Here is a 24167-nt window from a genome sequence, read left to right as displayed (position 1 = left end):
CGCGGCCGGCGTTGGTCTTGACGTTTTCGTAGGCGAGGTCGAGCACGCCGAACAGCGTGACCGAGGACTGGGCCAGGCTGAGGCCGCAGGCGCTCATGGCCGCCAGGGCGACAAAGGTTTTTTTCATTTCAAAGGTCTCCGTTGTGGTTGGGGGAAATGGGCATGCAGGCTGGCAGGGTGGGGCAGGGCTCAGGCATCGGGTTTCACGCCGGCCTCGCGGATCACACGGCCCCACTGGGTGCTTTGCTGTTGGAGCCAGAGGGCGTAGTCCTGAGGGCTGTTGTCCAGTGGCTCCAGGCCTTGCTGACGCAGCAGCTCGCGCACCTCGGGCTGGCGCAGAACGCCTGCCACGGCCTGGTTGATCCGGCGCACGGTGTCGGCCGGTGTGCCCGCGGCCGCGAAAACGCCTTGTGAGATCCAGGCCTCGAAGCCGGCAAAGCCAGCCTCGGCCACGGTGGGCACCTGCGGCAGTTCGGCCATGCGCTGGGGTGAGGTGACGGCCAGGGGCTTGAGCTTGCCTGCCTTGATCAGACTGGCCACGGTGGCGTAGCCGGTGAACACCAGGCTCACCTGGCCGCCCACGGTGTCGTTGATGGCCGGGCCCGAGCCCTTGTACGGAATGTGGTTGAGTTGCAGGCCCGTGGCCAGCTTCAGCAGCTCGGCCGCGAGATGCGGCGTGGCGCCGTTGCCTGATGAAGCAATCGACAGCGAGCCGGGCCGGGCCTTGTCCAGCGCCAGCAGATCGGCCAGCGATTGGGCGGGCAGGCGGGTCGGGGCTACCAGCACCAGTGGAAACTGCGCCAGGTTGATGACGGGCTGCAGATCGTTGCTGCCGTAGGGCAGCTTGGGAAACAACGCCGGGCTGATGGTGAGCACACTGGCATCTGCCAACAGCAGGGTCTGTCCGTCTGGGGCCGATTTGGCCACGTAGGCCGCTCCCACAGCGCCGCCGGCCCCCGGGCGGTTGTCGACGATGACGGTTTGCTTCAGCAGGTCCGCCAGCCTGGGCTGCAGGATGCGGGCCAGGTTGTCCGAGCCGCCTCCGGTACCAAAGGGCACCACCAGACGCAGGGCCTTGTCCTGGGCCCGCAAGCCGGGGCTGGCGCAGGCCAGTCCGGCCATCAGTCCTTGCAAAAGAATGCGTCTGCTTGTTTGCATGTGAAACCGCCTTTCAGAAAGCGCCTCGTTTCAGGCGCAACGCCCCCTCCTGGCCGCTCAGGCGGCCTGGATTCGGACAGCGTGACCCGGTGGCCCGGGCCGGAATCAGGTCTTCAGGTGTTGCGGAACCGGGCCGCCACGGCATCAGCCCCGGCGATCAGCAGGTGCAGATCGGTGCCCACGCCCACCATCGTGGCGCCGCCTTCGAAGTAGTGCTCGGCCTTGCCATCGGCGGCCAGCACGCCGGCGGCCTTGCCGGCGGCACGCGCAGTCTGAAAGGCCTGGGCAATGGCAGCTTGCACGTCGGGGTGACTGGCCTGACCGCGATGCCCCAGGCTGGCCGCGAGGTCCGAGGGGCCAATGAACACCGCATCCACCCCCGGCACGCGGCAGATGGCGTCCAGGTCATCCAGCGCCTCGCGCGACTCGATCTGCAGCACCAGGCCAATTTCGTCGTTGGCGCGTGCCATGTAATCCTTGTAGCGGGTGTAGTTGCCGGCCCGGGTGCTGCCGGCCACGCCGCGCAGTCCCTCGGGCGCAAAGCGGGTGTACGACACGGCTTCGCGGGCCTCGGCCGCATTGCGGATGTTGGGAATCATCAGGTTCGGGGCACCGGCATCCAGCGCTCGCTTGATCCAGCCCATGTCCAGAATGGGCACCCGCACGATGGGGGCCACGGGCCGGCCGCGCACGGCCAGCAATTGCTGGCCCACATCCACCAGGTCGGTGGGGCTGTGTTCCATGTCGAACAGCAGCCAGTCGAATCCCGAGTCGGCCAGCACCTCGGCAATCGGATGGTGGGCAAAAGTGATCCACAGGCCAACCTGGCGGCGGTTCTGTTGCAGGGCCTGTTTGAAGGTGTTGGTGGGCAGAGAGCTGGGGTTCATGGCGGTGTTGGGGGTGAGGGTGGTGCGGGGCGGGATGGGCTTGTTGGTTTTCAGATCAGGGCGGCGTAAAGGGCCCGCATGTCGTCACGGCTCAGGGGGCGCGGGTTGTTGTCCAGCAGGCGGGTGACCTTGGCGGCGCCATCGACCAGGCCGTCCAGTTCGGCCGGCTGGATGTTCAGGCTGCGCAGCGAGTCGGGTACGCCCAGGTCGTGGTTCAGCTCGCGCAGGGCCTGCACAAAGGCACTGGCGGCGTTGCTGTCGCTCAGGCCTTCGACCGGCAGGGCCATGGCCCGGGCCATGGCGGCAAAGCGCGTCTCGCTGCCGAGTTGGTTGAAGGCCATGATCGAAGGCAGCAGGATGGCGTTTGACAGGCCATGCGGCATGCGGTATTTGCCGCCCAGCGGGTAGGCCAGGGCGTGGACCGCGGTGGTGCTGGAGGTGGCGATGCACACCCCGCCCCAGTAGGCCCCCAGCAGCAGGTCGGCGCGCGCGTCCAGGTCCTTGCCCTGGTGCACGGCGCGGCGGATGCTGCGGGCGATCAGCCGGATGGCCTCCAGGGCATACAGGTCGCTGAAGGGGTTGGCCTTTTTCGAGCAGTAACACTCGATGGCGTGGGTCAGGGCGTCCATGCCGGTCGAGGCCGTGACGGCGGGCGGCAGGGTCAGCGTCAGGCGGGCGTCCAGGATCACCGCATCGGGCATCAGGCGGGCGCTGACGATGCCGACCTTCAACTCGTCTTCAGGCACCAGGATGATGGAGTTGGGCGTGGCCTCCGAGCCGGTGCCTGAGGTGGTGGGCACCATCACGGTAGGCAGGCCGCGGGCGCCGATGTCGGCCTTCTTGCTCAGCAGCTCGCGCAGGTCCAGTGGGTGGGCCAGCAACACAGCGATGATCTTGGCCACATCCATGGCGCTGCCGCCGCCGATGCCCACCACCAGGTCAAAGGGGCCGGCGGCGCGGGCCGTGGCCTCAATGGCCTGCACATCGGCCACGTCGGGTTCAGGCGGTGTGCTGGCGATCAGGGTCACGGCGAGGCCGGCCGCTTCGAGCTGCTGGCGCGGGGCATCCACCAGGCCGGCGGCGGCCACGCCCTTGTCGCTGATGATCAGCACGCGGCGGGCCTGAAAAAAGCCTTGCGCCAATTCGGTCAGTTGTTCGATGCTGCCGGGGCCGGCAATGACGCGGCCCGGGTTGAGCAGGGCGTAGGGGGTGGAACTCATGGTGTCTTGTCCTTCAGGTCGTTTGCTTCACCCAGTCCGGCATCACCCGGGCATGGCGGATGTGCTGGCGGAACACCGTGTAGGCCAGGTGCAGCGCACCATCGGCCGTCTGGTGCAGCGAGGGGTAGGAGTACTCGCGGTTCAGGCGCTGCTCCGAGTTGTTGCTCAGGCAGTGGCCGTCCCCTTCTTCGAGGGGGCGCTGCCAGGGCCAGCTCAGGCCGTCGTCCTCCGACAGGGCCAGCGTCAGCGGGGCGCGGGGGGCGCCCCAGAAGGCGCGCCGCGCAGGGGGCTCGGCGGCGCTTGGGCTTGGGCTGGCAGCAGGCGGTTGGTGTTCGTCCAGTTCGTCGTACAGCGATTCACGCCGGGCCGTCGCATCCAGGGCGCTGCTGGCATTGAAGATCATGGCCAGGCGGCCATCGGCCAGGCGCAGAGCCTGAATGGACGAGTTGTTGTTCGGCAGCGCCGTGGGCTGCGGCGCGCTCCAGCTCAGGCCGCCGTCCTCGCTGGTGGCGCGGTACACGTGGTCGGCCCAGCGGCTGCGGAAGAAGGCCAGCAGACGCGGGGCGCCGCCAGAGGCCGGCACGATGCTCATGTGCACGCAACCCAGGCTGTCGGGCACCTCGATCGCCTGCCAGCTCTGGCCTTGATCGGTGGAGCGCAACACGGCGCTGTCGTCCAGGCTGCCATCCCAGGCCTGGCCTGGCAAGGGGCGGCAGCGGAAGGTGGGCAACAACCAGCTGCCATCCGCCTGCACCTGAATGGGTTGGCGCACAAAGGTGCCGGCCGGCGCGGCGGCCAGGGTCTCGGTGGGGCCCCAGTTCAGGCCGTTGTCATGCGAGATGCGGCGGCGCACCAGGGCCGTGTCCTGGTTGCCGGCCTGCTGGGCGGTGTGCAGCAGCCACAAAGTGCCGTCCGGCAGCGGGAACAGGATGGGGTTCTGCTCGGAGCGCTCCGGGTCGTCCGACAGTTGCACGGGCGTGCTCCATTGCGTGCTGCCCGGTGCCAGGCGCGACATGAACACGCTGATGTCCGAGCGGCCTTCCATCGAGCCGCCGAACCACACACAGGCCAGCGTGCCGTCGGGCAGCGCCATCAGGTTGGCGGCATGGGCCTGCACCCGGGCCGACGGGATGTCGGCCACCAGGCGTTGCGGGTCGCTTGGGTGGGGGCTCAGTTGACCCGGGGTCATGGTGTCACCTCGGCAGCGGCCTTCACTGCGCGTTGGCCTTTGATGAGTTTGAAGGCGTATTCGGCCGCTTCGACCAGGCTGTCTGCACTGGCCACCCCTTTGCCCGCAATGTCAAAGGCGGTGCCATGGTCCACCGAGGTGCGCAGGATCGGCAGGCCCAGGGTGATGTTGACCCCGCTGATGGCCTGCCAGGCGCCGGTGGCCGGGTCCACCTGAAAGCCCATCAGCTTGACCGGGATGTGGCCCTGGTCATGGAACATGGCCACCACGGCGTCGAACTGGCGGGCCCGCAGCTTGATGAACACGGTGTCGCCGGGCCAGGGGCCCGAGAAGCCCCGGTCGGCATAGTCGCGCACCACGGGGGCCACGATCTCGTCATCTTCCTTGCCCAGGATGCCGCCCTCACCACAGTGGGGGTTCAGGCCGGCCACGGCAATGCGCGGGTTGGCGATGCCCAGCGTGCGCAGGGCCTGGTGGGTTACGTCAAACACCCGGCGCAGGCGCTGCGGTGTGATGCGCTTGGGCACATCGGCCAGGGCGCAATGGGTGGTCACGTGGGTGACGTGCATGTCGCCGTGGGCCAGCATCATCACCGCGTCGCGTTGGCCGGTCAGGTGGGCCAGCATCTCGGTGTGGCCCTCGAACAGGTGGCCGGCCAGGTGCAAGGCCTCTTTGGACAAGGGGCCGGTGACGATGGCATCGGCCTCGCCAGCCTGCACCAGCTCCACGGCCTTGGCCACCGCCCGGTAGGCCCATTCGCCGCCCACCGCGCTGATCTGGCCTGTGACCACGGGCGTGTTCACCGGGCCGACGTCGACCATGCGGTAAAAAGGCCGGCCGTGGTCATCAGGCGCCAGGCCCATGCGCAACTCGGCTTCGTGCAAGGCCTTGGCACTGCCCAACACAATGAATTCGGCCAGGCCGTTGCGGACCAGTTCTGCCATCTGGCGCGTGGCCTTGGCCGTGATCTCGGGGCCGATGCCCGCCGGGTCGCCCATCGTGAAAGCGAGTCGTATCGGTGCAGTCATGGTGTCAGTCCTTCGAGGGTAGATGGGGGATCAATCCGGTTTGATGTTGGCGGCCTTGATCAGGCGGCCGATGCGTTCGTATTCGCCGGGCAGGAAGCGGGCCAATGCGGCGCTGTCGCCCGTGGAGACGGTGATGCCCACGCTGTTGAGGCGGCTCACCACGTCGGGGTTCTTGAGGGCGGTGGCCAGGGCGGTCGAGAGCTTGGCCACTACGGGTTTGGGGGTCTTGGCAGGTACAAAAATCGCGTACCAGGCCGAAAAATCGAATTGCGGGTAGCCCGACTCGGCAAAAGTGGGCACCTGGGGCAGATCCGGCAGGCGCGCGCTGGCCCCCACGGCCAGGGCCCGCACCTTGCCGGCCTTGAGCAGGGGCATGCAGTTGGTGGCCGTGTCGAAAATCACCGGCACCCGGCCACCGATCAGGTCCAGGATGTGGGCATTGCCCCCCTTGTAAGGCACGTGCGTCATCTTGACCTTGGCCTGGTCGATGAACATCTCGCCCGCCAGGTGCAGGGGTGACCCATTGCCCGACGAGCCATACATCACCGCAGTGGGGTCTTTCTGGGCGGCGTCGGCCACGTCCTTGAGGGTCTTGAACGGCGAATCCAGGTAGGTGATGGCGATGATGGGCGCGCTGCCGATCAGGCCCACGGGCTCGAAATCCTTCAGCGGGTCGTAGTCGGCCTTGAGCAGATTGGGGCTGGCCGCGTGGGTGGCCAGGCCGCCCACCAGCAGGGTGTGGCCGTCGGCCGGTGCCCGCGCCACCACGCCGGCGCCCAGCAAGGCGGCGGCGCCGGGGCGGTTGTCGATGATGGCGGTACCACCCAGGGCGTCGGCCATCTTCTGCCCGATCAGGCGACCCAGCATGTCATTGGCGCCCCCTGCCGGGTAGGGCACCACGAACGTGAGCGTTTTGCTGGGGAACGGGGCCTGCGCCCAGGCAGCGCCTGCCATGGCCGACACCATCCAGGCCCCAGCACTGGCTGCCAGAAGAGAACGGCGTGAAGCTTTTTGGTAGATCATGATTTGTCTCTGGTGTTATTAAAGCAAAATAAGGCCAATTCAGGCGTTCTTGGGCCCTTGAATGCTTCAAATTACGCCACAAAACGTCAAAAAGAATCACTGTCGTTTACCCTGATGAAGAAATCAGTCACGATCAATCATCATTCGCAGGCATTTCTTGTCATACCTTCCAAAATCCACCATGAACACCGAGTCGGCGCCTTCGCCCCTGATGCCCGTGCAGCGGCGCCAGCACATCATTGACTTTCTGCAGCGGCACGGCGCCGTCACCATCACCCAGCTGGAGCAGGCCCTGGGCGTATCGTTGTCCACGCTGCGGCGCGACCTGGACACCCTGGCCGCTGAGGGCGTGGTGGACCGCACCCATGGCGGTGCTGTGTTGCGCCAGCATGTGGCCAGCTATGGCACCTTCGAGCCCGAGACGGCGGCCGCCGCCGAGTTGTCGCCGCGCGAAAAGGCGGCCATCGGCCAATTGGCCGCCCAGCAACTGCTGCCTATGCAAAGCGTCATCTTTGACAGCGGCACCACCGTGCTGGAGGCGGCCCGTGCCGCCGTCAAGCGCGCCATTCCCCTGACCGCGGTGACCAACGACCTGGCCATTGCCCAGGTGCTGGGCCAATCGCCGCACATCCAGGTTCATGTGCTGGGGGGCACCTTGCGGCCCAACAGCCCCACGGTCATCGGTCAAGCCCTGGTGCATCAGGCCAGTGCCTTCCAGGCTGATCTTTTGCTGATGGGGGCCCATGCGGTCACGCAAGACCTGGTGTCAGAAACCTCGGCCGAGGTGGCCGCTGCCAAGCAGGCCTTGATGCGGGCGGCGCATCGCCGCGTGCTGCTGGTGGATTCGTCCAAGTTCCGGCCGCGCGCTTTCATGCAGTTTGCCCGCCTGCAAGAGGTTGACCAGCTCATCACCGATACCGGCCTGCCGCCTGCGGACGAAGAGCGCCTGCGTGCCTTGCCGCTGCAGCTCAGCCTGGTGCAGGCATGAGCCGGTTGCGCATCCTGGCCGATGACCTGACCGGCGCGCTGGACTGCGCGGCCGCCTTTGGTGCCGGGGTGCCGGTGCACCTGGGTCAGCCCGCTTCGGCCGCAGCCCCCGGTCTGGATGTCGTGGCCACCGCGACCCGCGATGTGGGCCTGGCGCAGATGCAGGCGCTGCTCGCGCCCTGCGTCCCGTGGCTGCAGGGTGCGGACATTGCGTTCAAGAAGGTGGACAGCCTGCTGCGCGGCAACACCCTGGACGAGGTCGATTGGCTGGCCCGGCAGGGGGGCTTTCGAGGCCTGGTCATGGCCCCGGCCTTCCCCTCCCAAGGCAGGGTCACCCGGGGCGGGCAGCCCTGGTGGGTGCGCGCTGGCCAACCCGATACCGCGGTGGCCAGCAATCTGGCCGATGGCTTGCGCGCCCGTGGTTGGGTGGTGCACACCGGCCTGCAGCCGCCGGGGCCTCAAGCCCCCTGGCAGGCCTGGATTCCCGATGTGAGCAGCGATGCCGCGCTGGACCCGGTGGCGGCGTTGGCCATGCAACTGGCCTGCGACGGCCCAGCCTGGCTGTGGTGCGGCAGCGCAGGTCTGGCGCAGGCCCTGGCGCGTCAGGCCCCGGCACCGCAGGTCTTGACCGATCAGCCCAACATCGCCAACACGGCGGGTGAAACCGGGCCGCTGCTGATGGTCAGCGCCAGCCACCATGCCGTGTCGCGTGCCCAGTGGCGATCCTTGCGTCAATCCCACTGGGGGCCGCACTGCCATGCGGGGGTTGAGGCCCTCGATTGGCGCGGCGCAGGCTCTGAACCCGCTTTGCTGCTTGATTTGTGCGCGCCAGAGCCCTTGAGCGCCGAGCAGGCGGCCCAACTGCTGGCCCGCCAGGCGGCCGACATCGCGCAGCAGGCGCCGCGGCCGCACACCCTGGTGGTGGTGGGCGGCGACACCCTGCTGGCGCTGTGCCAGGCCCTCGGGGCCCGGGGTCTGCAATCCGACATGCCGCTGGCCCGCTCGGGCTGGGGCTGTGCGCGCCTGGTGGGGGGGCGATGGGACGGGGTGGTCTGCCACAGCCGCTCGGGTGCCTTCGGACCTGAATCGGATCTGTTGGAGGTGGTGGCCCGGCTGCAGGGGTGAGGGGCTGCCTTGCCCTGGATGGCCGATGCAGGCCGAGGGCTTGCCTGGAAAGTGCTTCAGAAAATCGGAAAGCAGCCGAAAACGGCAAAGCGTTTCTGATTTTTCATGCACATATCAATTTTTGCCACGATGCCCAGGCCCACCGTTCTGGGCTTGTTGCGATGGGGGCAGCCGGCATTCGGGGCCCTGATCATGGCCACCATGTGGCTTCTCGGGTGGACCTATCTGCAACAGGACCAGCAGCGGACCGAGGCCGAGGCCTACCGGCGCTCGGAGGCCTCTACGCAGGCCTATGAGTCTTACATCCTGCGGGCGTTGCAGCAGATCGATCAGTTGGCCGGGTTTGTGGCCGCCAACGCCCCGTTGACGAAGTCGGATGAATCGCTGACCACCTTGCTTCAGCAGGCCTTGCAACACCAGCCCAGCCTGGGCAGCCTGTACGTGACCGATGAGCAGGGCGAGGTGGTGGCCGCGGCCTTGAGCAAGGGCAAGTTGACGGCTGCAGGCTCGGCCGCCGATCGACTGTATTTTCAGGTTCACAAAGAGAAGCGAGTCCAGGGCCTGTACGTGGGCCAACCGGCCATCGGCCGGGTCAGCCGCAGCTGGGTGGTGCACCTCAGCCGGGCGCGCTTTCATGCCGATGGCACGTTTGCCGGTGTGGTGGTGGCCACCGTCAATCCCGAGTTTCTGGTGGATTTCTACAACGAGGCCCAATTTGGCCGGCGTGGGCTGGTCAGTGTGACGGGGCTTGACCAGGTGCTGCGGGCCCGGCGCAGCGGCGATGCGCTGCAGTTTGGTGACCATGGCGTTCAGTCCACGCTGACAGGGCAGGTCGAAAAATCGCCCCAGGGCCAATTTTTGGCGCAGAGCCATATCGACGGGGTGTCGCGCTACCTCTCTTACCGGGTTCTGCCCCAATACCAGCTGGTGGTCTATACCGGATTGGCTTCCGATGAGGTCTTTGCCCATTTTCAGATCAGGCGCCAGCGCTTGATCGAGTTTTTGAGCGTGGCCACGGTGCTCATCTGCCTGGTCACGGCCGGCCTGACCCTGTTGGTGGTCCGGCTTGAGCAGTCGCGGCGGCGCGCCAGCCTGGCCGAAGAAAGGTTTCAGGCCGCGGCTCAGGCGCAGTTGGATCCTTTCATGATGCTGGCTGCGATCAGGGGGGCCGACGGCAGCTTGCGCGGCTTTCGCTGCAATCTGGCCAACCCCCGCGCCCGGCAGTGGATGGGCCCACAGACCGTGGATCCGGTCGGCGAAACGCTGGATCAGTTGGTCCCGCCGTCGTTGGGCCCCCACCTGCACCCGTTGTACGCAGAGGCCCTGAGCACGCGCGTGGCCATCGAAGACGAGTTCACCTGGCTCGGCGCGCAGGGCCAGGTGCGACGGGTGGTGCAGCAGATCGTGCCGGTGGGTGATGGCCTGGCCATCACCTTGCGTGATGTCACCCAGGCCCGCGACCGCGAGCAACTGTTGCAAGCGCAGCGTGCCGCGCTCGAGCGCAGCGAACGCCAACTGCTGGCCATCACCAACAACGTGCCCGCACTGATTGCCTGTGTGGACCGCCGGCAGGTCATCAACTTCGTCAACGACACTTACCAGCACTGGTATGGCCCGGACGCGCCACCGCCCGTGGGCCAGACCCTGGCGGCCCACTGGAGCCCGGCCTTGCGTGAACAACGGCTGGCCTATGTGGAGCGGGCCCTGGACGGAGAGCGCGTTGAGTTTCTTGACACCAGCGAGACCACCAGCGGCCTGCGCACCCTGCAAAACATCTACATCCCAGACTGGAGCAGCGACAGTGTGGTGCAGGGTGTTTACCTGCTCAGCTTCGACATCACCGACTTCAAACGCACCGAGGCAGAGTTGTCGCAGCTGCTGTACCAGGACGCTTTGACCGGGCTGGACAATCGCCTTCGGCTCAACCAGGTCCTGCCCGAGGCCATTGCCCGCGCCAGACGCTCTGGCAAGCACATCGGCCTGTTGTTTCTGGATGCCGACAAGTTCAAGACCATCAACGACACCCATGGCCATGCCGTCGGCGATGACGTTCTGAAAAAAATCGCCCGGCGGCTGAAGCAGGCGGTGCGCGAGACCGATCGGGTCGTGCGTCTGGCGGGCGACGAGTTCGTGATCCTGCTGGAGGAGCTTGCCAGCCCACTGGAGGCGGACCGCGTGGCCGCCAAGATCGTCGAGCAGTTCAAGACCCCGCTGGCCCTGGACAAGATGGCCCTGCAGGTCACCGTGAGTGTCGGCGTGGCCTGCAGCGATGGCACCACGGCAGACGACGGCAAAGAACTGCTGACGCTGGCCGACACCCAGCTGTATGCGGCCAAGGCGGCGGGGCGCAATGCCTATGCCTCAATCAGGGCTTGAGCGCCGAGCCATGGCTTAGCCCAGGTTGGGTGAGGCAGCTGGGGATGGCTCAAATTGCACGTGCTGCACGCCTGGCTCGCGCACCAGGTCAATGAAGGCGCGCAGCCCCGCAGGCACCAGCCGCTGGCTGGGGTAATACAGAAAAAAACCGGGTTCGGCGGGGCGCCAGTCGTCCAGCACGCTGATCAGGCGGCCCGCATCCAGCGCCTGCTGGGCGTACTGTTGATAGACAAAGGCCAGCCCCAGGCCCTGCTCTGCCGCCTGCACCATCAGGCGCATGTCGCCCAGGGCCACGGGGCCGTCGACCGCCACCTCGATGTGTTCTTCACCCTGGGTGAACTCCCAGCGGTAAAAGACCCCATTCGGAAAACGCAGCCGAACGCAGGGGTGATCCATCAGCTCGCGCGGATGCGCCGGCCGCCCATGCCGGGCCAGGTGCCCGGGTGAGGCCACCACGACGAAGCGTTGCGGCGGCCCCAGGCGAACTGCCACCATGTCCTGCTGCAGGCTTTCGCCAAAGCGCACCCCCGCGTCAAAGCCCTGGGCCACGATGTCGACCCGATGGTCATCGCCCACCAGCTCGACGCGCATGCCGGGGTGCCGGGCCAGAAACAGCGGGATCATCGGCGCCAGAACCCAGTCGCAGGCGGCCCGCGGGGCATTGATGCGCAAGGTACCGGTGGGTGAGGCCCGCAGATCGTCGAGGGCGGTCAGCGCGTCAGTGATCTGATCCAACGCCGGGGCCAGACGGGTCAGCAACTGTTGGCCCGCTTCGGTGGGGGCCACACTGCGCGTGGTGCGGTTCAGCAGGCGCACCCCCAGGCGAGTCTCCAGCCCGCGCAGGGTGTGGCTCAGCGCCGAGGGCGAAACGCCCAGTTCGGCGGCAGCCTGCCGAAAGTTGCGCGTTCTGGCCACCGCGGCAAAGGCCTGCAGGTCGTTCAGGCTGGCGGGTTTGGGCGCAGGGGGCATCTTGAAGGATTTGATTAATGAATATTGCTCAACAGCTCATGCTTGATTGTGCGTATTGTTGCATGGGTCTTGGCGGCCTACGCTAGCGGCCATGGATCAACCCAGGTGGCTTGGTGCCACCTTCAAAGACTGGAGCAGAGGAATGCAACAACGTCAATTGGGGGCCAATGGGCCCTTGGTTTCGGCCCTGGGCCTGGGCTGCATGGGCATGAGCGAGTTCTATGGGCCCAGCGACGATGAGCAGTCGCTGCACACGCTGGCCCGTGCGCTGGCGCTGGGCATCACCCTGTTCGACACCGCCGACACCTATGGCCTGGGCCACAACGAAGCCTTGCTGGGGCGATTCATCCAACAGGGCGGCGCCGCACGCCGCCGCCAGGTGGTGGTGGCCACCAAGTTCGGCATCGTCCGGCAAGCGGGCCAGTACGAGCGCCGCATCGACAACTCACCCACCTACATCCGCGCCGCCTGCGAAGCCTCGTTGCGCCAGCTGGGGCTGGAACGCATCGACCTGTATTACTGCCACCGCCGCGACCCGGCCGTGCCCATCGAAGAGGTGGTGGGCGCCATGGCCGATCTGGTGGCCGCGGGCAAGGTGGGCGCCATCGGCCTGTCCGAGGTATCGGCCCAGACGCTGCGCCGGGCCCACGCCGTGCACCCGGTGGCCGCGCTGCAGAGCGAATACTCTCTGTGGAGCCGCGAACCCGAAACCGGCGTGCTGGAGACCTGTGCCGAGCTGGGCACCGCGTTTGTGGCCTACAGCCCCCTGGGGCGGGCGTTTTTGACGGCCACGGTGGACACCGCACAGTTGGCCGACAACGATTTTCGCAAGCACAACCCCCGCTTTGCCGGCGAAGCCGAAGCCCACAACCGGCAACTGGTGAGCGCGCTGGCCGAATTTGCCAAGGCCCGTGGCCTCAGCAACGCCCAGCTTGCGCTGGCCTGGCTGCTGCACAAGGCCCCACATGTGATCCCCATCCCCGGCACGCGCCGCATCCCCTATCTGGAGAGCAACGCCACCAGCGCCGATGTCCGCCTGTCAGCCGACGACATGGCCTGGCTCGACCGCCTGTTCGACCCCGCCGCCGTGGCCGGCGCCCGTTACCCGGAGGCGGGTTTTGCCGGGGTGGAGCAGGCGGGGTGATTCAAAGGCTGGGGGAGGGCGCTGGGGTGGGCAGACCGTTAGCGGCAGTTCTGCAACCAACGATCGCTGAATTCAACACATTCGGAGAGCGCTCCTGATATCGGGTTCGCAGCAGACGTCACCGCGCCCTTTGGACTTGAGGCGTTGTCCAAAACAATAGAGCGTGCGACATTGAGCGATGGTTAGTTCCAAAGGCGCAAAACCCAGCCGCTACCTTGGCGACGGTTGCTGGGAAGCTCGGTGGGGCGCATATCTAGATGCCTGCGAAACTCGCGACACAAGTGCGCCTGGTCAGAAAAGCCGCAATCGGTAGCGATCGCGGACCAGTTCAGATTCGAGCTTCCCAGTGATTGCGCTGCGATCAGCACTCGCTCAATGCGTCCGATGGCGCGCAATTCGCGGGAGGTCATTCCGGTCCACGCCCTGATTCGACGGTCTGACTGGCGTGAACTCAGTATCGAATCATTGGCCTTCCGTTCGATGTAGCTTGACCATGCGTCAATGCGGTCCCAGCGGGCGCCTTTCGGCAGCTGCTTCGGCGCCAAGGTCTCGCAGCGCCGGCGCAAAAATGATTCGATCAGCTGAATCCGCCGGATGTCATCGGTCGCGTGATGCACCTCTCTGGCCATGCGGCACCAGTCCGAGTCGAAGATGTCCTGTAGGTGGGTGTAGCGGCCAATGTGGTGCTCGATCGGCAGTCCGCTGACAGACCGCACGGCATCTGGATACATGAGCATCGTGAAGAATCTTGTGCCTCCGCAATTCGTGCTGAATGACGGGCGGACATGCGGCCCTGAGAACACAACCGGGAGACGCTCGGCGCCACTGTCGCTGGGTGAGTCGATGTCATCCAGCCGAGAGTCATGGCCTTCGAGAATCCAGACGAACACACAGGCTGGAACCGGCGGGAAATAGTTCCAATTGTCCAAGGACGTGGAATCTGGGTGCGTTGCAACGCTTCTTGATATGAAGGCCCGAACGACGTTCGACAGTTCCGGGTCGGGCAGGTAGAGCGCTGCGTGCGAGCCGTCGGTATCTTGAATTTCGTGCATCGGGCGCCTTGGCTGGTTGGTCATGGGCGCGAACGAAGGCTGTCGGGTCCGGAGGGTGTCTGATTCATTCAAGACGTCGTGTGCGGAGCCGCATAGATTGTTGGACATCATCAATCACCTAGGAGCATTCCCTTGCCTCGATTCTCAACCGTTTCCTGGTTTGCGTTCTCGATTTGTCTCGCCCTTGCAGCCCTCTGGTCGTGTGCCCCGGAGATACTGCTTGGGCTGTGGCAGGTGGAGGCTACCCAGTCTGTCATTGTCGTGGGACACAGGTCAGCAGCTCTCTTCCTCGGATTTGCGTTGCTCACTTACGCCATGAGACGTGCCCCACCTTCGCCATTGCGAACATCCGTCGCTGATGCCTTGGCCTTGGCGTGCATGGCATTGGCACTGTTGGGCCTCGCGGAGCTATTGCAGGGCCATGTCGGCATTGGGATACTGTCGGCAGTCGTCGTCGAGGTCACGCTTGCGGTCGCTTTACCCGTTTCAGCCCGTATAGGCTAAACCAAACAACAGCCTGTGGCGGTCCATTGCGTGACCTGTCGCGATGGGCAAGGTGGTGCTTGCGCCGTACCGGCCCATGTGACTCTGCCCCTGCCTCACGCTAGGTCGTACCTCGAACCTGTCGCAGATCAAGGAAAAGCATGGATTCGCTTGAGCGCACCCGGCCCCTCTGTCTAAACTCCGTCATAAAAGATGCATTGTTTGTGCTTCTTATTAGCGCCGATCGACAGGACCCGCCCGTGGCCAAGAAGTTTCCGATTTCGCCGCAGCACCCCGAGCGCCTCTGCTGGGGTTGCGACCGCTATTGCGCAGCCGATTCGCTGATGTGTGGCAATGGCTCGGAGCGCACGCAGCACCCGGCCGAGTTGTTTGGCGACGACTGGATGAGCTTTGGCCTCGATGCCAAAGAGGCCAAAGAGGTGGACGAGGCTGACCAGGGCGACAAGGTCACGCCTTCGCCGGTTCAAGCCAAGGCCGTGGGGCGCTGAGCCCGTAAGGGCTATTGGATCGAACCGACCTGTCTGGCGGCTTGGATCGCCATGCGCACTTCCGCAGCGGGCCTGTTTACGACTCTGTCGGGCAGGGCTGGGTGCCGTGCGCGGCAAAGAAGGTTTGCAGGGCCCGCTTGACCGCCTGCTTGATGCGGGCGGGGGGCATCTCGGTTTCGATGCCCAGCAGCAGGGGGAACACGGTTTCGCATTCGAGCAAGGCCGCCAGCTGAAGGGCGGCCAGCAGGGGGTCTGATTTCTTCAGCTTGCCCAGGTCCATCTGCCGAGTCAGAAAGTCGGCCACCTTTTGCATGCCCTGCTTGGGGCCTTGCTCGTGAAAGCGCCGACCGATGTCGGTGCGGCCGGATTCAGCGATCACCACCCGACGCGACTGGATGGTGGGGGCCGAGCACATGAAGGCCAGCAGTTGCTCGCCGAAGGTCTGCATCGCCTTGGGCAGGTTGTCGTTGTCCTGGTTCAAGGCCTCGACCAGGGGATCGAGCTGCTGGTGGGCGGCGCGGTGTATCACGTCCACAAACAAGTCTTCCTTCGACTTGAAGTAGCTGTACAGCGTGGCTTTCGAGCCGCCGGCCATCTTGGCGATCTCGGCCATCGATGCGCCTTCAAAACCCGCCTCCAGAAACACCTTGGAAGCCGCATCGAGGATGGCCTCACGCTTGGCTTCGGTTTTGACTCTCATTCTTTAAATCCTTTTACTGAACCAGGGTGTTCAGTTTTGCTTGACTGCTTTCGGGCCTCAATCTAACATGGCGCCACCTTTTTAAACATACCGTACAGTCTGGTTATATTGAATGGAGCCCCACCCATGCCCTCATCGTCGCGCCTTCTTCTGACCCTGCGTTCGACCAGCACCGTGCTGGCCTTGTCCTGCCTGCTGAGCGCATGTGGCAAGCCGCCCGGCGGCCCACCACCGGCCGAAGGCACGCCTGTCATGGGTGTGCTCCCCGTGACGGCGCAAGCCGTGGCTTTGAGTACCGAGCTGCCAGGCCGCACCGTGCCTTACCTGATCGCCGATGTGCGGCCGCAGGTCAACGGCATCATCAAGACGCGCGCCTTCCGCGAAGGCAGCGACGTCAAGGCCGGGCAGACGCTGTATGAGATCAACCCCGCCACCTACAAGGCGGCCTACGACAGCAGCGTGGCGGCCCTGGCCAAAGCCGAGGCCACCCTGCAATCCAGCCGGCTGAAGGCCGAGCGCTACCAGGAGCTGGTGGGCATCAATGCGGTCAGCAAGCAAGACAATGACGACGCCGCCGCGGCCCTGGGCCAGGCGCAGTCGGATGTGGCGGCCGCCAAGGCCAATGTGGAAAGCAGCCGCATCAACCTGGCCTATGCCCGGGTGGATGCGCCCATTTCGGGCCGCATCGGCAAGTCCACGGTCACGCCCGGCGCGCTGGTCACAGCCAGCCAGGCCACGGCCATGGCCACCATCCAGCAACTCGACCCGATCTATGTCGACCTGACGCAGTCCAACGCCTCGCTGCTGCAGCTCAAGCAGGCCTTGGCCCGGGGCGACTTCAAGAAGGCGGGTGCTACCGCCGCCAAGGTGCGCCTGCTGCTGGAAGACGGCAGCGCCTACCCCCTGGAGGGCCGGCTTGAGTTCTCGGATGTGACGGTGGACCAGAGCACGGGCTCGATCACCTTGCGCGCCGTGTTCCCCAACCCCAAGGCCGATCTGCTGCCGGGCATGTACGTGCGGGCGGTGCTGCAAGAGGGCGTGAAGGAGTCGGGCCTGCTGATCCCGCAGCAGGCGGTCACCCGCGACGGCGCTGGCAAGCCGCTGGCCTATGTGGTGGGCAAGGACAACAAGCTGGAGCGCCGTGCGCTCGAGACCGACCGCGCCATCGGCGACCAGTGGCTGGTGCGCCGTGGCCTGAGCGAGGGCGAGCAACTGGTGGTCGACGGCCTGCAGCGTGCGGCCCCTGGCATTGAGGTGAAGACGGCGCCCTGGAGCCCGAAGCCCAAGCCTGCCGCTGTCCCTGCGGCTGCAACACCCGCCACCCCGGCCGCTGACACCACGGCGTCGGCCCACTGATCGATCGGAATCCTGTCATGGCACGTTTCTTCATCGATCGACCGATCTTCGCCTGGGTGCTGGCCATTGTGGTCATGCTCGCTGGCGCGATCTCCATCTACACCCTGCCGATTGCGCAATACCCCAGCATTGCGCCACCGGCCATCGCCATCTCGGCCAACTACCCCGGTGCCTCGGCCAAGACGCTGGAAGACACCGTCACCCAGATCATCGAGCAGAAGATGAAGGGGCTGGACCGGCTGAGCTACATGGCCTCGACCAGCGAGTCATCGGGCCAGGTCACCATCACGCTCACCTTCGAGAACGGCACCAACCCCGACACGGCCCAGGTCCAGGTGCAGAACAAGCTCACCCTGGCCACGCCACTGCTGCCGCAAGAGGTTCAGCAGCAGGGCATCACTGTCACCAAGTCGGCCACCAACTTCCTCAACGTGCTGGCTTTCACGTCTGAAGACGGCAGCATGGACGGCGCTGACCTGTCCGACTACGTGGCCGCCAACGTGCAAGAGGCCCTGAGCCGGGTCGAGGGCGTGGGCGACACCACCTTGTTCGGTTCGCAATACGCCATGCGCGTGTGGCTCAACCCCGACAAGCTGATCAACTTCAACCTCACGCCACTGGATGTCAAGAGCGCCATCCAGGCGCAGAACGCCCAGGTGTCCGCAGGCCAGCTGGGCGGCCTGCCCGCGGTGGGCGAGCAGCAGATCAATGCCACCATCACGGCCCAGACCCGCTTGCGCACGGCCGAAGAGTTCAAGGACATCCTGCTGCGCACGCGCACCGACGGCTCGCAGATCCGCCTGCGTGACGTGGCCCGCATCGAATTGGGCAGCGAGTCTTACACCACCGTCGGGCGTTACAACGGCAAGCCGGCGGCCGGCCTGGCCATCAAGCTGGCCACCGGCGCCAATGCCCTGGACACCGTGCGCGCCATCGATGCCCGCGTGGCCCAGCTTGAGAAGTTCTTTCCGCCGGGCATGAAGGTGCAAAAGCCCTACGACACCACGCCCTTCGTGCGCATCTCGATCGAAGAGGTTGTGCGCACCCTGATCGAGGCCGTGGTGCTGGTGTTCCTGGTGATGTACCTGTTCCTGCAGAACTTCCGTGCCACCCTGATCCCCACCATTGCCGTGCCGGTGGTGCTGCTGGGCACCTTCGGCGTGCTGGCCGCCTGCGGCTTCACCATCAATACCCTGACCATGTTCGCCATGGTGCTGGCCATCGGCCTGCTGGTGGACGATGCGATCGTGGTGGTCGAGAACGTCGAGCGCGTGATGAGCGAAGAGGGCCTGTCGCCACTTGAAGCCACGCGCAAGTCCATGGGGCAGATCTCGGGCGCCCTGGTGGGCGTGGCCCTGGTGCTGGCGGCGGTGTTCGTGCCGATGGCCTTTTTCAGCGGCTCCACGGGGGTGATCTACCGCCAGTTCTCCATCACCATCGTCTCGGCCATGACCTTGTCGGTGCTGGTGGCCATGGTGCTCACCCCTGCGCTGTGCGCCACCTTGCTCAAGCCCATGGCGGCGGGGCATGTGCTGGCCGACACCGGCTTCTTTGGCTGGTTCAACCGCACGTTTGACCGTGGCAACCGCGGCTACCAGGGCGTGGTGCGGCGCATGCTGGGCCAGCGCAAGCGCTACATGCTGGGCTATGCCGTCGTGCTGGCCCTGGTGGTGCTCGGTTTCAGCAAGCTGCCGGTGGGCTTCCTGCCCGACGAAGACCAGGGCACGCTGTTCGCCATCGTGCAGCTGCCACCCGGTGCAGCCCAGTCGCGCACCGACGACGTGCTGCGCCAGGTCGAGCACCACTTCATGGAAGACCAGAAGCAGGCCGTGGCCGGCATCTTCTCGGTTTCAGGCTTCAGCTTTGCCGGCAGCGGCCAGAACATGGGCTTTGCCTTTGTCAAGCTCAAGCCCTGGGACGAGCGCACCGGCCCCGGCTTGAGCGTGACCGACGTGGCGGCCAAGGCCGGTGCCTACTTTGCCACCCTGCGCGATGCCCGCATCTTCGCCTTTGCGCCCCCGGCCGTGTCCGAACTCGGCAATGCCACGGGCTTCGACCTGATGCTCAAGGACGAGGCCAACCTGGGCCATGAGGCCCTGACCCAGGCACGCAACCAGTTGCTGGGCGAGCTGTCGGCCGACAAGCGCCTGGTGGCCGTGCGCCCCAACGGCCTGGAAGACACGCCGCAATACCGCCTGCAGGTCGATGCCCACAAGGCCGGCACCCTGGGGGTGGCCATGACCGACATCAACAACACCATCTCCACCGCCCTGGGCAGCAGCTACGTCAATGACTTCATCGACAAGGGTCGGGTCAAGAAGGTGATGCTGCAGGGCGACGCCCCCTACCGCATGCTGCCCGGCGACATCGACCGCTGGTACGTGCGCAACACCGACGGCAACATGGTGCCCTTCAGCGCCTTTTCGAAGGCCAGCTGGGCCTCGGGCTCGCCGCGGCTGGAGCGCTACAACGGCGTACCCTCGATGGAGGTTCTGGGCATGGCCATGCCTGGCTCGGCCTCCAGCGGGCAGGCGATGGACATCGTCGAGGCCGCCGTGGCCAAGCTGCCGGCGGGCATCGGTTTCGAATGGACCGGGCTGTCGCGGCAGGAAAAGGCCTCCAGCGGCCAGACCACCATCCTGTACACCTTGTCGATCCTGATCGTGTTCCTGGCCCTGGCCGCGCTGTACGAGAGCTGGGCCATCCCCTTCTCGGTGATCCTGGTCGTGCCGTTGGGTGTCTTTGGCGCCTTGCTCAACGCCATCCTGAACTGGCACATGAACGATGTGTACTTCCAGGTGGGCCTGCTGACCACCATCGGCCTGGCCTCCAAGAACGCCATCCTGATCGTCGAATTTGCCAAGGAGCAGCATGCCGCCGGCAGGAGCCTGGTCGAGGCCGCCCTGGAGGCCGCCCGCCTGCGGCTGCGCCCCATCCTGATGACCTCGCTGGCCTTTGTGCTGGGCGTGCTGCCCATGGTGCTGGGCAGTGGTGCGGGGGCCGGTGCCCAGCATGCCTTGGGCGGGGCGGTGATTGGCGGCATGTTGTCGGGCACCGCGCTGGCGATCTTCTTCGTGCCCCTGTTCTATGTCGTGGTCGTGGGCTTTTTCGGGCGCCGGCGGGCGGCGGCCGCACCGCACGCTCTGCCCCCCGCCAGCCCGGCGGGTAGCCACCCCTGACACCCCTTTGAGGACAACACCATGAACCCGTCCCGTTCCCCCCTGTCACTTGCCGGTCTGTCGCCCCGGTCTGTTCTGGCACCCTTAGCCCTGGCGCTCATTCTGTCGGGGTGCAGCCTCATGCCGGCCTATGAACGACCCCAGGCCCCGGTACCCGATCATTTTGCGGGCGACCCCGGCACGGCCGTGCAGCCAGTGGCCGACATCGGTTGGCGCGATGTCTGCACCGACCCCTCGCTGCGCGAGCTCATCGATCTGGCCCTGGCCAACAACCGCGACCTGCGGGTGGCCGTGCTGAACATCGAAAAGGCACGCGCACAGTACGGCGTGCAGCGCGCCGCGCTGCTGCCCTCGGTCAACGCCAGCCTGGGCGAGTCCGCCAGCCGCACCCCGGCTGATCTGTCGGCCACCGGTCGCACGGTCACAGGCCAGAGCTACAGTGCTTCGCTGGGCTTCAGCGCCTATGAGCTGGACCTGTTCGGCCGGGTGCGCAGCCTCAGCACCCAGGCGCTCGAATCCTTCATGGCCACGGCCGAGGCCAGGCGCAGCACCCAGATCAGCCTGGTGGCCGAGGTGGCCACCGCCTACCTCACCCTGGCCAGCGACCAGGAGCGCCTGAAGCTGGCGCAAGACACCTTGTTCAGCCAGACCGCCACCTACCGGCTCAACCAGCGCAGCTTCGAGCTGGGCGTCAGCTCGGCACTGACCCTGCGCCAGTCACAGACCAGCGTCGAATCGGCGCGGGTGGATGTCGAAAAGTACCTCACCCAGGTGGCCCAGGACCGCCATGCCCTGACCCTGCTGGTGGGGGCCGAGCTGCCTGATCGCCTGCTGCCCACAGGCCTGCCCGACAGCGTGGCCGTGGCCGCCAACCCCCTGGCCCAGGTGCCGCCCGGGCTGTCGTCCGATCTGCTGCAGCGGCGCCCCGACATCCTGCAGGCCGAGCGCAATCTGCGCGCCGCCAATGCCAACATCGGTGCCGCGCGGGCCGCCTTCTACCCGCGCATCAGCCTCACGGCCAGTGCGGGCAGCTCCAGCGCGAGCCTGTCGGGCCTGTTCAAGGGGGGCTCGGGGGCCTGGACCTTCGCGCCCCAGGTCTCGTTGCCGATCTTCAATGCCGGCGCCAACGAGGCCAACCTGAGCATTGCCAAGACCGACCGCGATGTCTACCTGGCCCAGTACGAAAAAGCCATCCAGAGCGCCTTCAAGGAGGTCTCTGATGCGCTGGCGCTGCGCACGGGCATCGAGCGGCAACTGTCGGCCCAGACCTCGCTGGTGGAGGCGGCCGACGACGCCTACCGCCTTTCGCAGGCCCGCTTCAAGCGCGGGGTGGACAGCTACCTCAATGAGCTCGATTCGCAGCGCACCCTCTATGCAGCGCAGCAGAACCTGATCGGGCTGCGCCTGTCGCAGCAGTCGAACCTGATCACTTTCTACAAGGCGCTCGGGGGCGGCTGGGTCGAGAACACGGGCCAACCCGTGGCCACCCTGCCGGCCACCGACAGCAGCCGGGCGCCATGAAACGCAGCCGCGCCGGTGCGTTGCGCACCCGCGAAGCCATCCTGGCCGGGGCCCTGCAGGCCTTTGTCCAGCATGGTGTCGGCGGCGCAAGCTTTCAGCACGTGGCCCAACAGGCCCACGTGACGCGGGGGGCCGTCTACTGGCACTTCACCGACCGGGCCAGCCTGGTGCGCGAGGTGTTCCAGGGGTTTCGGTGGCCGCTCGACCTCGGCCCTGACCTGCATCCCTACCTGCAGTGCCACAACCCCCTGGCCCTGCTGCGCGAAACCCTGGTGCAGCGCATCGACTGTTGCCTGGCCGACCTCCGCCAGCGCAGCCTGCTGGCCCTGGTGTTGTCCCTGCAGCACGGCGGTGCCAGCGCGGCCGGGCTGCCCCTTGATCTGGTGGAGCCGCTGCAGCGCCAGGTGGCCGACGCCTCGGCGCGGCTGGTGGAGGTCTGTGCGCTGGCCGAGGCCCGCGGCCTGCTGCGGGCGGGCTGCCAGCCGCAGGTGCTGGGCGAATGCCTGCATGCGCTGGCGCTGGATTGTCTGCGCGGCCAGGGCCTTGCTGCGGCGGCTGGTGGTGTCCCTCAGCACCGCCAGGCCATCGCCTGGCTGCTACAGGGCGCGGCCCTCAGCCAAACTTGAACAGAATGCCGTGCCCGCCGCGCGGGTACTCCCAGTCGACGTTGGAGAACTCGCTGCACAGGATGCGGCAGCTGCCGCACTCCAGGCAGCCGTCGGTGATCAGGGTCACGGTGCCATTGCCCTCGGTCTTGTAGCAGGAGGCCGGGCACACAAAGGTGCAGCTTTTGCTGGCGCAGGCATGGGTGCAGATGTCGGCATCCTTGATGCGGATGTGGGGTCGCCCGGCGTCCACCTTGTAGCGGTTCTGGAAGAGCTTTTCTTCCACGTTCACCGTGATGTGGCCCGGGGTGGGGTGGGTGTTGGGGTTCATCGAAAGGCCCTCCAGATCTTGAATGCGTCGCCCACCAGGCCGGTCAGCGAACGGGTCTTGCGGAAGCTGGAGAGGATCTCGCGCTCCTTGGTTTTCTTGTCCACGCCATCCACCGTGATCATGGTGCGGGCGGCACGGGCCAGCAGATCGGGGTAGGTGGTGAAGAACTGCGGGTTCTGGTGCAACACGGCGGGCATGTCACGGTACTTGTGCAGGTCTTTCATGACAAAGCTCTCGTCGAGCGCCGCCTTGTAGCCCTTCAAGGCGCTTTCGCGGAAGCCCTGGCCGGCGGCCTTGGCCTGGATCACCGTCTCGGCGGCGAGGCGCCCCGTGGTCATGGCCAGGTTCGAGCCCTCCCGGTGGGCCGCGTTCACAAAGCCGCCCGAGTCGCCCACGATCATCCAGCCGTGGCCGTACACCTTGGGGATGGCGTGAAAGCCGCCTTCCGGGATCAGGTGGGCGCAGTACTCCTTCATCTCGCCGCCTTCGATCAGCGGCGCAATCGAGGGGTGGCGCTTCATCTGCTCCAGCAGCACATAGGGGCTGGTGCGGTTCGGGTTGCCGGTGAAGTCGCTCAGCATGCAGCCCACGCCAATGGTGATGGACTCCTTGTTGGTGTACAGAAAGCCGGTGCCCATCATGCCGTCGGTGATGCGCCCCACCATCTCGATCACCACCCCCGACTCCTCGCCTACGTTGAAGCGCTGGCGTATCGTCTCTTCGGGCATGAACAGGATCTCTTTCACGGCCAGGGCCACGTTGCTCGACTTGATCTCGCCGTGGAAGCCCGCCTTGCGTGCCAGCGTCGAATTCACGCCGTCGGCCAGGATCACCACGTCGGCATACACATCGCCCTGTTCGCGGTCGCACTGCACGCCCACCACCTGGTCGCCGTCCATGATCAGGTGGTTCACCGTGGTCTCGCAGATCAGCAGGGCGCCGGCCTCGCGCACCTTGGAGCTGAACCACTTGTCGAACTGCGCCCGGATGATGGTGTAGCGGTTGTACGGCGGCTTGTTGTAGTCCTCGCTGCGGATGTGGGTGCCGACAAAAGAGCTTTCGTCCAGCATCCACATGCGCTGCTCGATGATGTGGCGCTCCAGCGGCGCGTCATCGCGGAAATCCGGAATGATCTCCTCCAGCGCCTTGGCGTACAGGATCGCACCCTGCACGTTCTTGCTGCCCGGGTATTCACCGCGCTCGATCTGCAGCACCTTCAGGCCGGCCTTGGCCAGGGTGTAGGCGCAGGCGTTGCCCGAGGGGCCCGCACCCACCACGATGGCATCGAATTGAGAGGGTTTTTTCATGATCTGCCCTTGGTGTGA

The 24167-nt window shown here is 66.0% G+C and carries 21 protein-coding genes; 9 read left to right on the top strand and 12 right to left on the bottom strand.

Going from position 1 to position 24167, the window contains the following annotated elements:
- Window positions 1-189: 189 nt before the first annotated feature.
- From AC07PT_RS26715 to AC07PT_RS26690, 6 genes are all read right to left on the bottom strand, one after another.
- A complete protein-coding gene (locus AC07PT_RS26715; RefSeq protein WP_494658708.1) occupies window positions 190-1158 on the bottom strand; it encodes a Bug family tripartite tricarboxylate transporter substrate binding protein in 969 nt (322 codons plus the stop codon).
- 113 nt (window positions 1159-1271) lie between these two features.
- Window positions 1272-2045, bottom strand: coding sequence for an HpcH/HpaI aldolase family protein (locus AC07PT_RS26710; protein WP_494658707.1), 774 nt, complete (start codon window positions 2043-2045; stop codon window positions 1272-1274).
- Between the two features lie 50 nt (window positions 2046-2095).
- A complete protein-coding gene (locus AC07PT_RS26705; protein ID WP_492345910.1) occupies window positions 2096-3265 on the bottom strand; it encodes an iron-containing alcohol dehydrogenase in 1170 nt (389 codons plus the stop codon).
- Window positions 3266-3278: 13 nt separating this feature from the next.
- On the bottom strand, window positions 3279-4454 hold the full coding sequence (locus AC07PT_RS26700) for a sialidase family protein (protein WP_492345909.1): 1176 nt from the start codon (window positions 4452-4454) through the stop codon (window positions 3279-3281).
- Window positions 4451-5482, bottom strand: a complete 1032-nt coding sequence (gene pdxA, locus AC07PT_RS26695; RefSeq protein ID WP_492345908.1) for a 4-hydroxythreonine-4-phosphate dehydrogenase PdxA — start codon at window positions 5480-5482, stop codon at window positions 4451-4453. The genes AC07PT_RS26700 and pdxA overlap by 4 nt, the downstream gene beginning before the upstream one ends.
- Before the next feature lie 30 nt (window positions 5483-5512).
- Complete coding sequence (locus AC07PT_RS26690; protein WP_494658706.1) at window positions 5513-6505, bottom strand: Bug family tripartite tricarboxylate transporter substrate binding protein; 993 nt, start codon at window positions 6503-6505, stop codon at window positions 5513-5515.
- Between the two features lie 181 nt (window positions 6506-6686).
- Between AC07PT_RS26690 and AC07PT_RS26685 the strand changes: the two genes are divergently transcribed.
- Together AC07PT_RS26685 and AC07PT_RS26680 are read left to right on the top strand one after the other, a co-directional pair.
- Window positions 6687-7493 (top strand): DeoR/GlpR family DNA-binding transcription regulator, encoded by an 807-nt coding sequence (locus AC07PT_RS26685; protein WP_494658705.1) that lies wholly within the window; start codon window positions 6687-6689, stop codon window positions 7491-7493.
- Complete coding sequence (locus tag AC07PT_RS26680) at window positions 7490-8617, top strand: four-carbon acid sugar kinase family protein (RefSeq protein WP_494658704.1); 1128 nt, start codon at window positions 7490-7492, stop codon at window positions 8615-8617. Before AC07PT_RS26685 ends, AC07PT_RS26680 begins: the two co-directional genes overlap by 4 nt.
- A gap of 56 nt (window positions 8618-8673) precedes the next feature.
- Here AC07PT_RS26680 and AC07PT_RS26675 read toward each other — a convergent pair whose 3' ends face one another.
- Window positions 8674-8820: a hypothetical protein gene (locus tag AC07PT_RS26675; protein ID WP_494658703.1), complete on the bottom strand. Its 147-nt coding sequence runs from the start codon at window positions 8818-8820 to the stop codon at window positions 8674-8676.
- On the opposite strand from AC07PT_RS26675, the gene AC07PT_RS26670 reads away from it, so the two are divergent.
- Window positions 8819-10993, top strand: a complete 2175-nt coding sequence (locus tag AC07PT_RS26670) for a bifunctional diguanylate cyclase/phosphodiesterase (protein WP_494658702.1) — start codon at window positions 8819-8821, stop codon at window positions 10991-10993. The two genes, AC07PT_RS26675 and AC07PT_RS26670, sit on opposite strands and share 2 nt — an antisense overlap.
- 15 nt (window positions 10994-11008) lie before the next feature.
- On the opposite strand, the gene AC07PT_RS26665 is transcribed toward AC07PT_RS26670, so the two are convergent.
- Window positions 11009-11962 carry a LysR family transcriptional regulator gene (locus AC07PT_RS26665; RefSeq protein ID WP_494658701.1) on the bottom strand — a complete coding sequence of 318 codons (954 nt, stop codon included), beginning with the start codon at window positions 11960-11962 and terminating at the stop codon, window positions 11009-11011.
- A gap of 142 nt (window positions 11963-12104) precedes the next feature.
- Between AC07PT_RS26665 and AC07PT_RS26660 the strand changes: the two genes are divergently transcribed.
- Window positions 12105-13106: an aldo/keto reductase gene (locus AC07PT_RS26660; RefSeq protein WP_494658700.1), complete on the top strand. Its 1002-nt coding sequence runs from the start codon at window positions 12105-12107 to the stop codon at window positions 13104-13106.
- 182 nt (window positions 13107-13288) lie between these two features.
- Here AC07PT_RS26660 and AC07PT_RS26655 read toward each other — a convergent pair whose 3' ends face one another.
- Window positions 13289-14182, bottom strand: coding sequence for a helix-turn-helix domain-containing protein (locus AC07PT_RS26655; protein WP_492345901.1), 894 nt, complete (start codon window positions 14180-14182; stop codon window positions 13289-13291).
- 719 nt (window positions 14183-14901) lie between these two features.
- On the opposite strand from AC07PT_RS26655, the gene AC07PT_RS26650 reads away from it, so the two are divergent.
- Window positions 14902-15150, top strand: a complete 249-nt coding sequence (locus AC07PT_RS26650) for a DUF3079 domain-containing protein (protein WP_492345900.1) — start codon at window positions 14902-14904, stop codon at window positions 15148-15150.
- 76 nt (window positions 15151-15226) lie between these two features.
- Here AC07PT_RS26650 and AC07PT_RS26645 read toward each other — a convergent pair whose 3' ends face one another.
- On the bottom strand, window positions 15227-15850 hold the full coding sequence (locus tag AC07PT_RS26645; protein ID WP_492345899.1) for a TetR/AcrR family transcriptional regulator: 624 nt from the start codon (window positions 15848-15850) through the stop codon (window positions 15227-15229).
- A 126-nt stretch (window positions 15851-15976) separates the two neighbouring features.
- On the opposite strand from AC07PT_RS26645, the gene AC07PT_RS26640 reads away from it, so the two are divergent.
- The 4 genes from AC07PT_RS26640 to AC07PT_RS26625 are packed head-to-tail and all read left to right on the top strand — an operon-like array spanning window position 15977 to window position 22532.
- Window positions 15977-17206, top strand: a complete 1230-nt coding sequence (locus tag AC07PT_RS26640; RefSeq protein ID WP_492345898.1) for an efflux RND transporter periplasmic adaptor subunit — start codon at window positions 15977-15979, stop codon at window positions 17204-17206.
- Between the two features lie 17 nt (window positions 17207-17223).
- Window positions 17224-20385: an efflux RND transporter permease subunit gene (locus AC07PT_RS26635; RefSeq protein WP_492345897.1), complete on the top strand. Its 3162-nt coding sequence runs from the start codon at window positions 17224-17226 to the stop codon at window positions 20383-20385.
- A 21-nt stretch (window positions 20386-20406) separates the two neighbouring features.
- A complete protein-coding gene (gene adeC / locus AC07PT_RS26630) occupies window positions 20407-21906 on the top strand; it encodes an AdeC/AdeK/OprM family multidrug efflux complex outer membrane factor (RefSeq protein ID WP_492345896.1) in 1500 nt (499 codons plus the stop codon).
- Window positions 21903-22532: a TetR family transcriptional regulator gene (locus AC07PT_RS26625; RefSeq protein WP_494658699.1), complete on the top strand. Its 630-nt coding sequence runs from the start codon at window positions 21903-21905 to the stop codon at window positions 22530-22532. Before adeC ends, AC07PT_RS26625 begins: the two co-directional genes overlap by 4 nt.
- Here AC07PT_RS26625 and AC07PT_RS26620 read toward each other — a convergent pair.
- The gene (locus AC07PT_RS26620) at window positions 22519-22842 is read right to left on the bottom strand and encodes a ferredoxin family protein (protein ID WP_492345894.1); all 324 of its coding nucleotides are present in this window, start codon (window positions 22840-22842) and stop codon (window positions 22519-22521) included. The genes AC07PT_RS26625 and AC07PT_RS26620 overlap by 14 nt on opposite strands.
- Window positions 22839-24149, bottom strand: a complete 1311-nt coding sequence (locus AC07PT_RS26615; protein WP_027475035.1) for an FAD-dependent monooxygenase — start codon at window positions 24147-24149, stop codon at window positions 22839-22841. Before AC07PT_RS26615 ends, AC07PT_RS26620 begins: the two co-directional genes overlap by 4 nt.
- Window positions 24150-24167 lie beyond the last annotated feature (18 nt).

Source organism: Curvibacter sp. GW821-FHT09D12 (assembly GCF_059416245.1).
This window is presented reverse-complemented; position numbering and strand designations above follow the sequence as displayed.

Bases quoted from the DNA above. Each gene is read 5' to 3' on its own strand.
- AC07PT_RS26715 (WP_494658708.1), bottom strand. From the start codon at position 1,158: ATGCAAACAAGCAGACGCATTCTTTTGCAAGGACTGATGGCCGGACTG.
- AC07PT_RS26710 (WP_494658707.1), bottom strand. From the start codon at position 2,045: ATGAACCCCAGCTCTCTGCCCACCAACACCTTCAAACAGGCCCTGCAA.
- AC07PT_RS26705 (WP_492345910.1), bottom strand. From the start codon at position 3,265: ATGAGTTCCACCCCCTACGCCCTGCTCAACCCGGGCCGCGTCATTGCC.
- AC07PT_RS26700 (WP_492345909.1), bottom strand. From the start codon at position 4,454: ATGACCCCGGGTCAACTGAGCCCCCACCCAAGCGACCCGCAACGCCTG.
- pdxA (WP_492345908.1), bottom strand. From the start codon at position 5,482: ATGACTGCACCGATACGACTCGCTTTCACGATGGGCGACCCGGCGGGC.
- AC07PT_RS26690 (WP_494658706.1), bottom strand. From the start codon at position 6,505: ATGATCTACCAAAAAGCTTCACGCCGTTCTCTTCTGGCAGCCAGTGCT.
- AC07PT_RS26685 (WP_494658705.1), top strand. From the start codon at position 6,687: ATGAACACCGAGTCGGCGCCTTCGCCCCTGATGCCCGTGCAGCGGCGC.
- AC07PT_RS26680 (WP_494658704.1), top strand. From the start codon at position 7,490: ATGAGCCGGTTGCGCATCCTGGCCGATGACCTGACCGGCGCGCTGGAC.
- AC07PT_RS26670 (WP_494658702.1), top strand. From the start codon at position 8,819: ATGTGGCTTCTCGGGTGGACCTATCTGCAACAGGACCAGCAGCGGACC.
- AC07PT_RS26675 (WP_494658703.1), bottom strand. From the start codon at position 8,820: ATGGTGGCCATGATCAGGGCCCCGAATGCCGGCTGCCCCCATCGCAAC.
- AC07PT_RS26665 (WP_494658701.1), bottom strand. From the start codon at position 11,962: ATGCCCCCTGCGCCCAAACCCGCCAGCCTGAACGACCTGCAGGCCTTT.
- AC07PT_RS26660 (WP_494658700.1), top strand. From the start codon at position 12,105: ATGCAACAACGTCAATTGGGGGCCAATGGGCCCTTGGTTTCGGCCCTG.
- AC07PT_RS26655 (WP_492345901.1), bottom strand. From the start codon at position 14,182: ATGACCAACCAGCCAAGGCGCCCGATGCACGAAATTCAAGATACCGAC.
- AC07PT_RS26645 (WP_492345899.1), bottom strand. From the start codon at position 15,850: ATGAGAGTCAAAACCGAAGCCAAGCGTGAGGCCATCCTCGATGCGGCT.
- AC07PT_RS26640 (WP_492345898.1), top strand. From the start codon at position 15,977: ATGCCCTCATCGTCGCGCCTTCTTCTGACCCTGCGTTCGACCAGCACC.
- AC07PT_RS26635 (WP_492345897.1), top strand. From the start codon at position 17,224: ATGGCACGTTTCTTCATCGATCGACCGATCTTCGCCTGGGTGCTGGCC.
- adeC (WP_492345896.1), top strand. From the start codon at position 20,407: ATGAACCCGTCCCGTTCCCCCCTGTCACTTGCCGGTCTGTCGCCCCGG.
- AC07PT_RS26625 (WP_494658699.1), top strand. From the start codon at position 21,903: ATGAAACGCAGCCGCGCCGGTGCGTTGCGCACCCGCGAAGCCATCCTG.
- AC07PT_RS26620 (WP_492345894.1), bottom strand. From the start codon at position 22,842: ATGAACCCCAACACCCACCCCACCCCGGGCCACATCACGGTGAACGTG.
- AC07PT_RS26615 (WP_027475035.1), bottom strand. From the start codon at position 24,149: ATGAAAAAACCCTCTCAATTCGATGCCATCGTGGTGGGTGCGGGCCCC.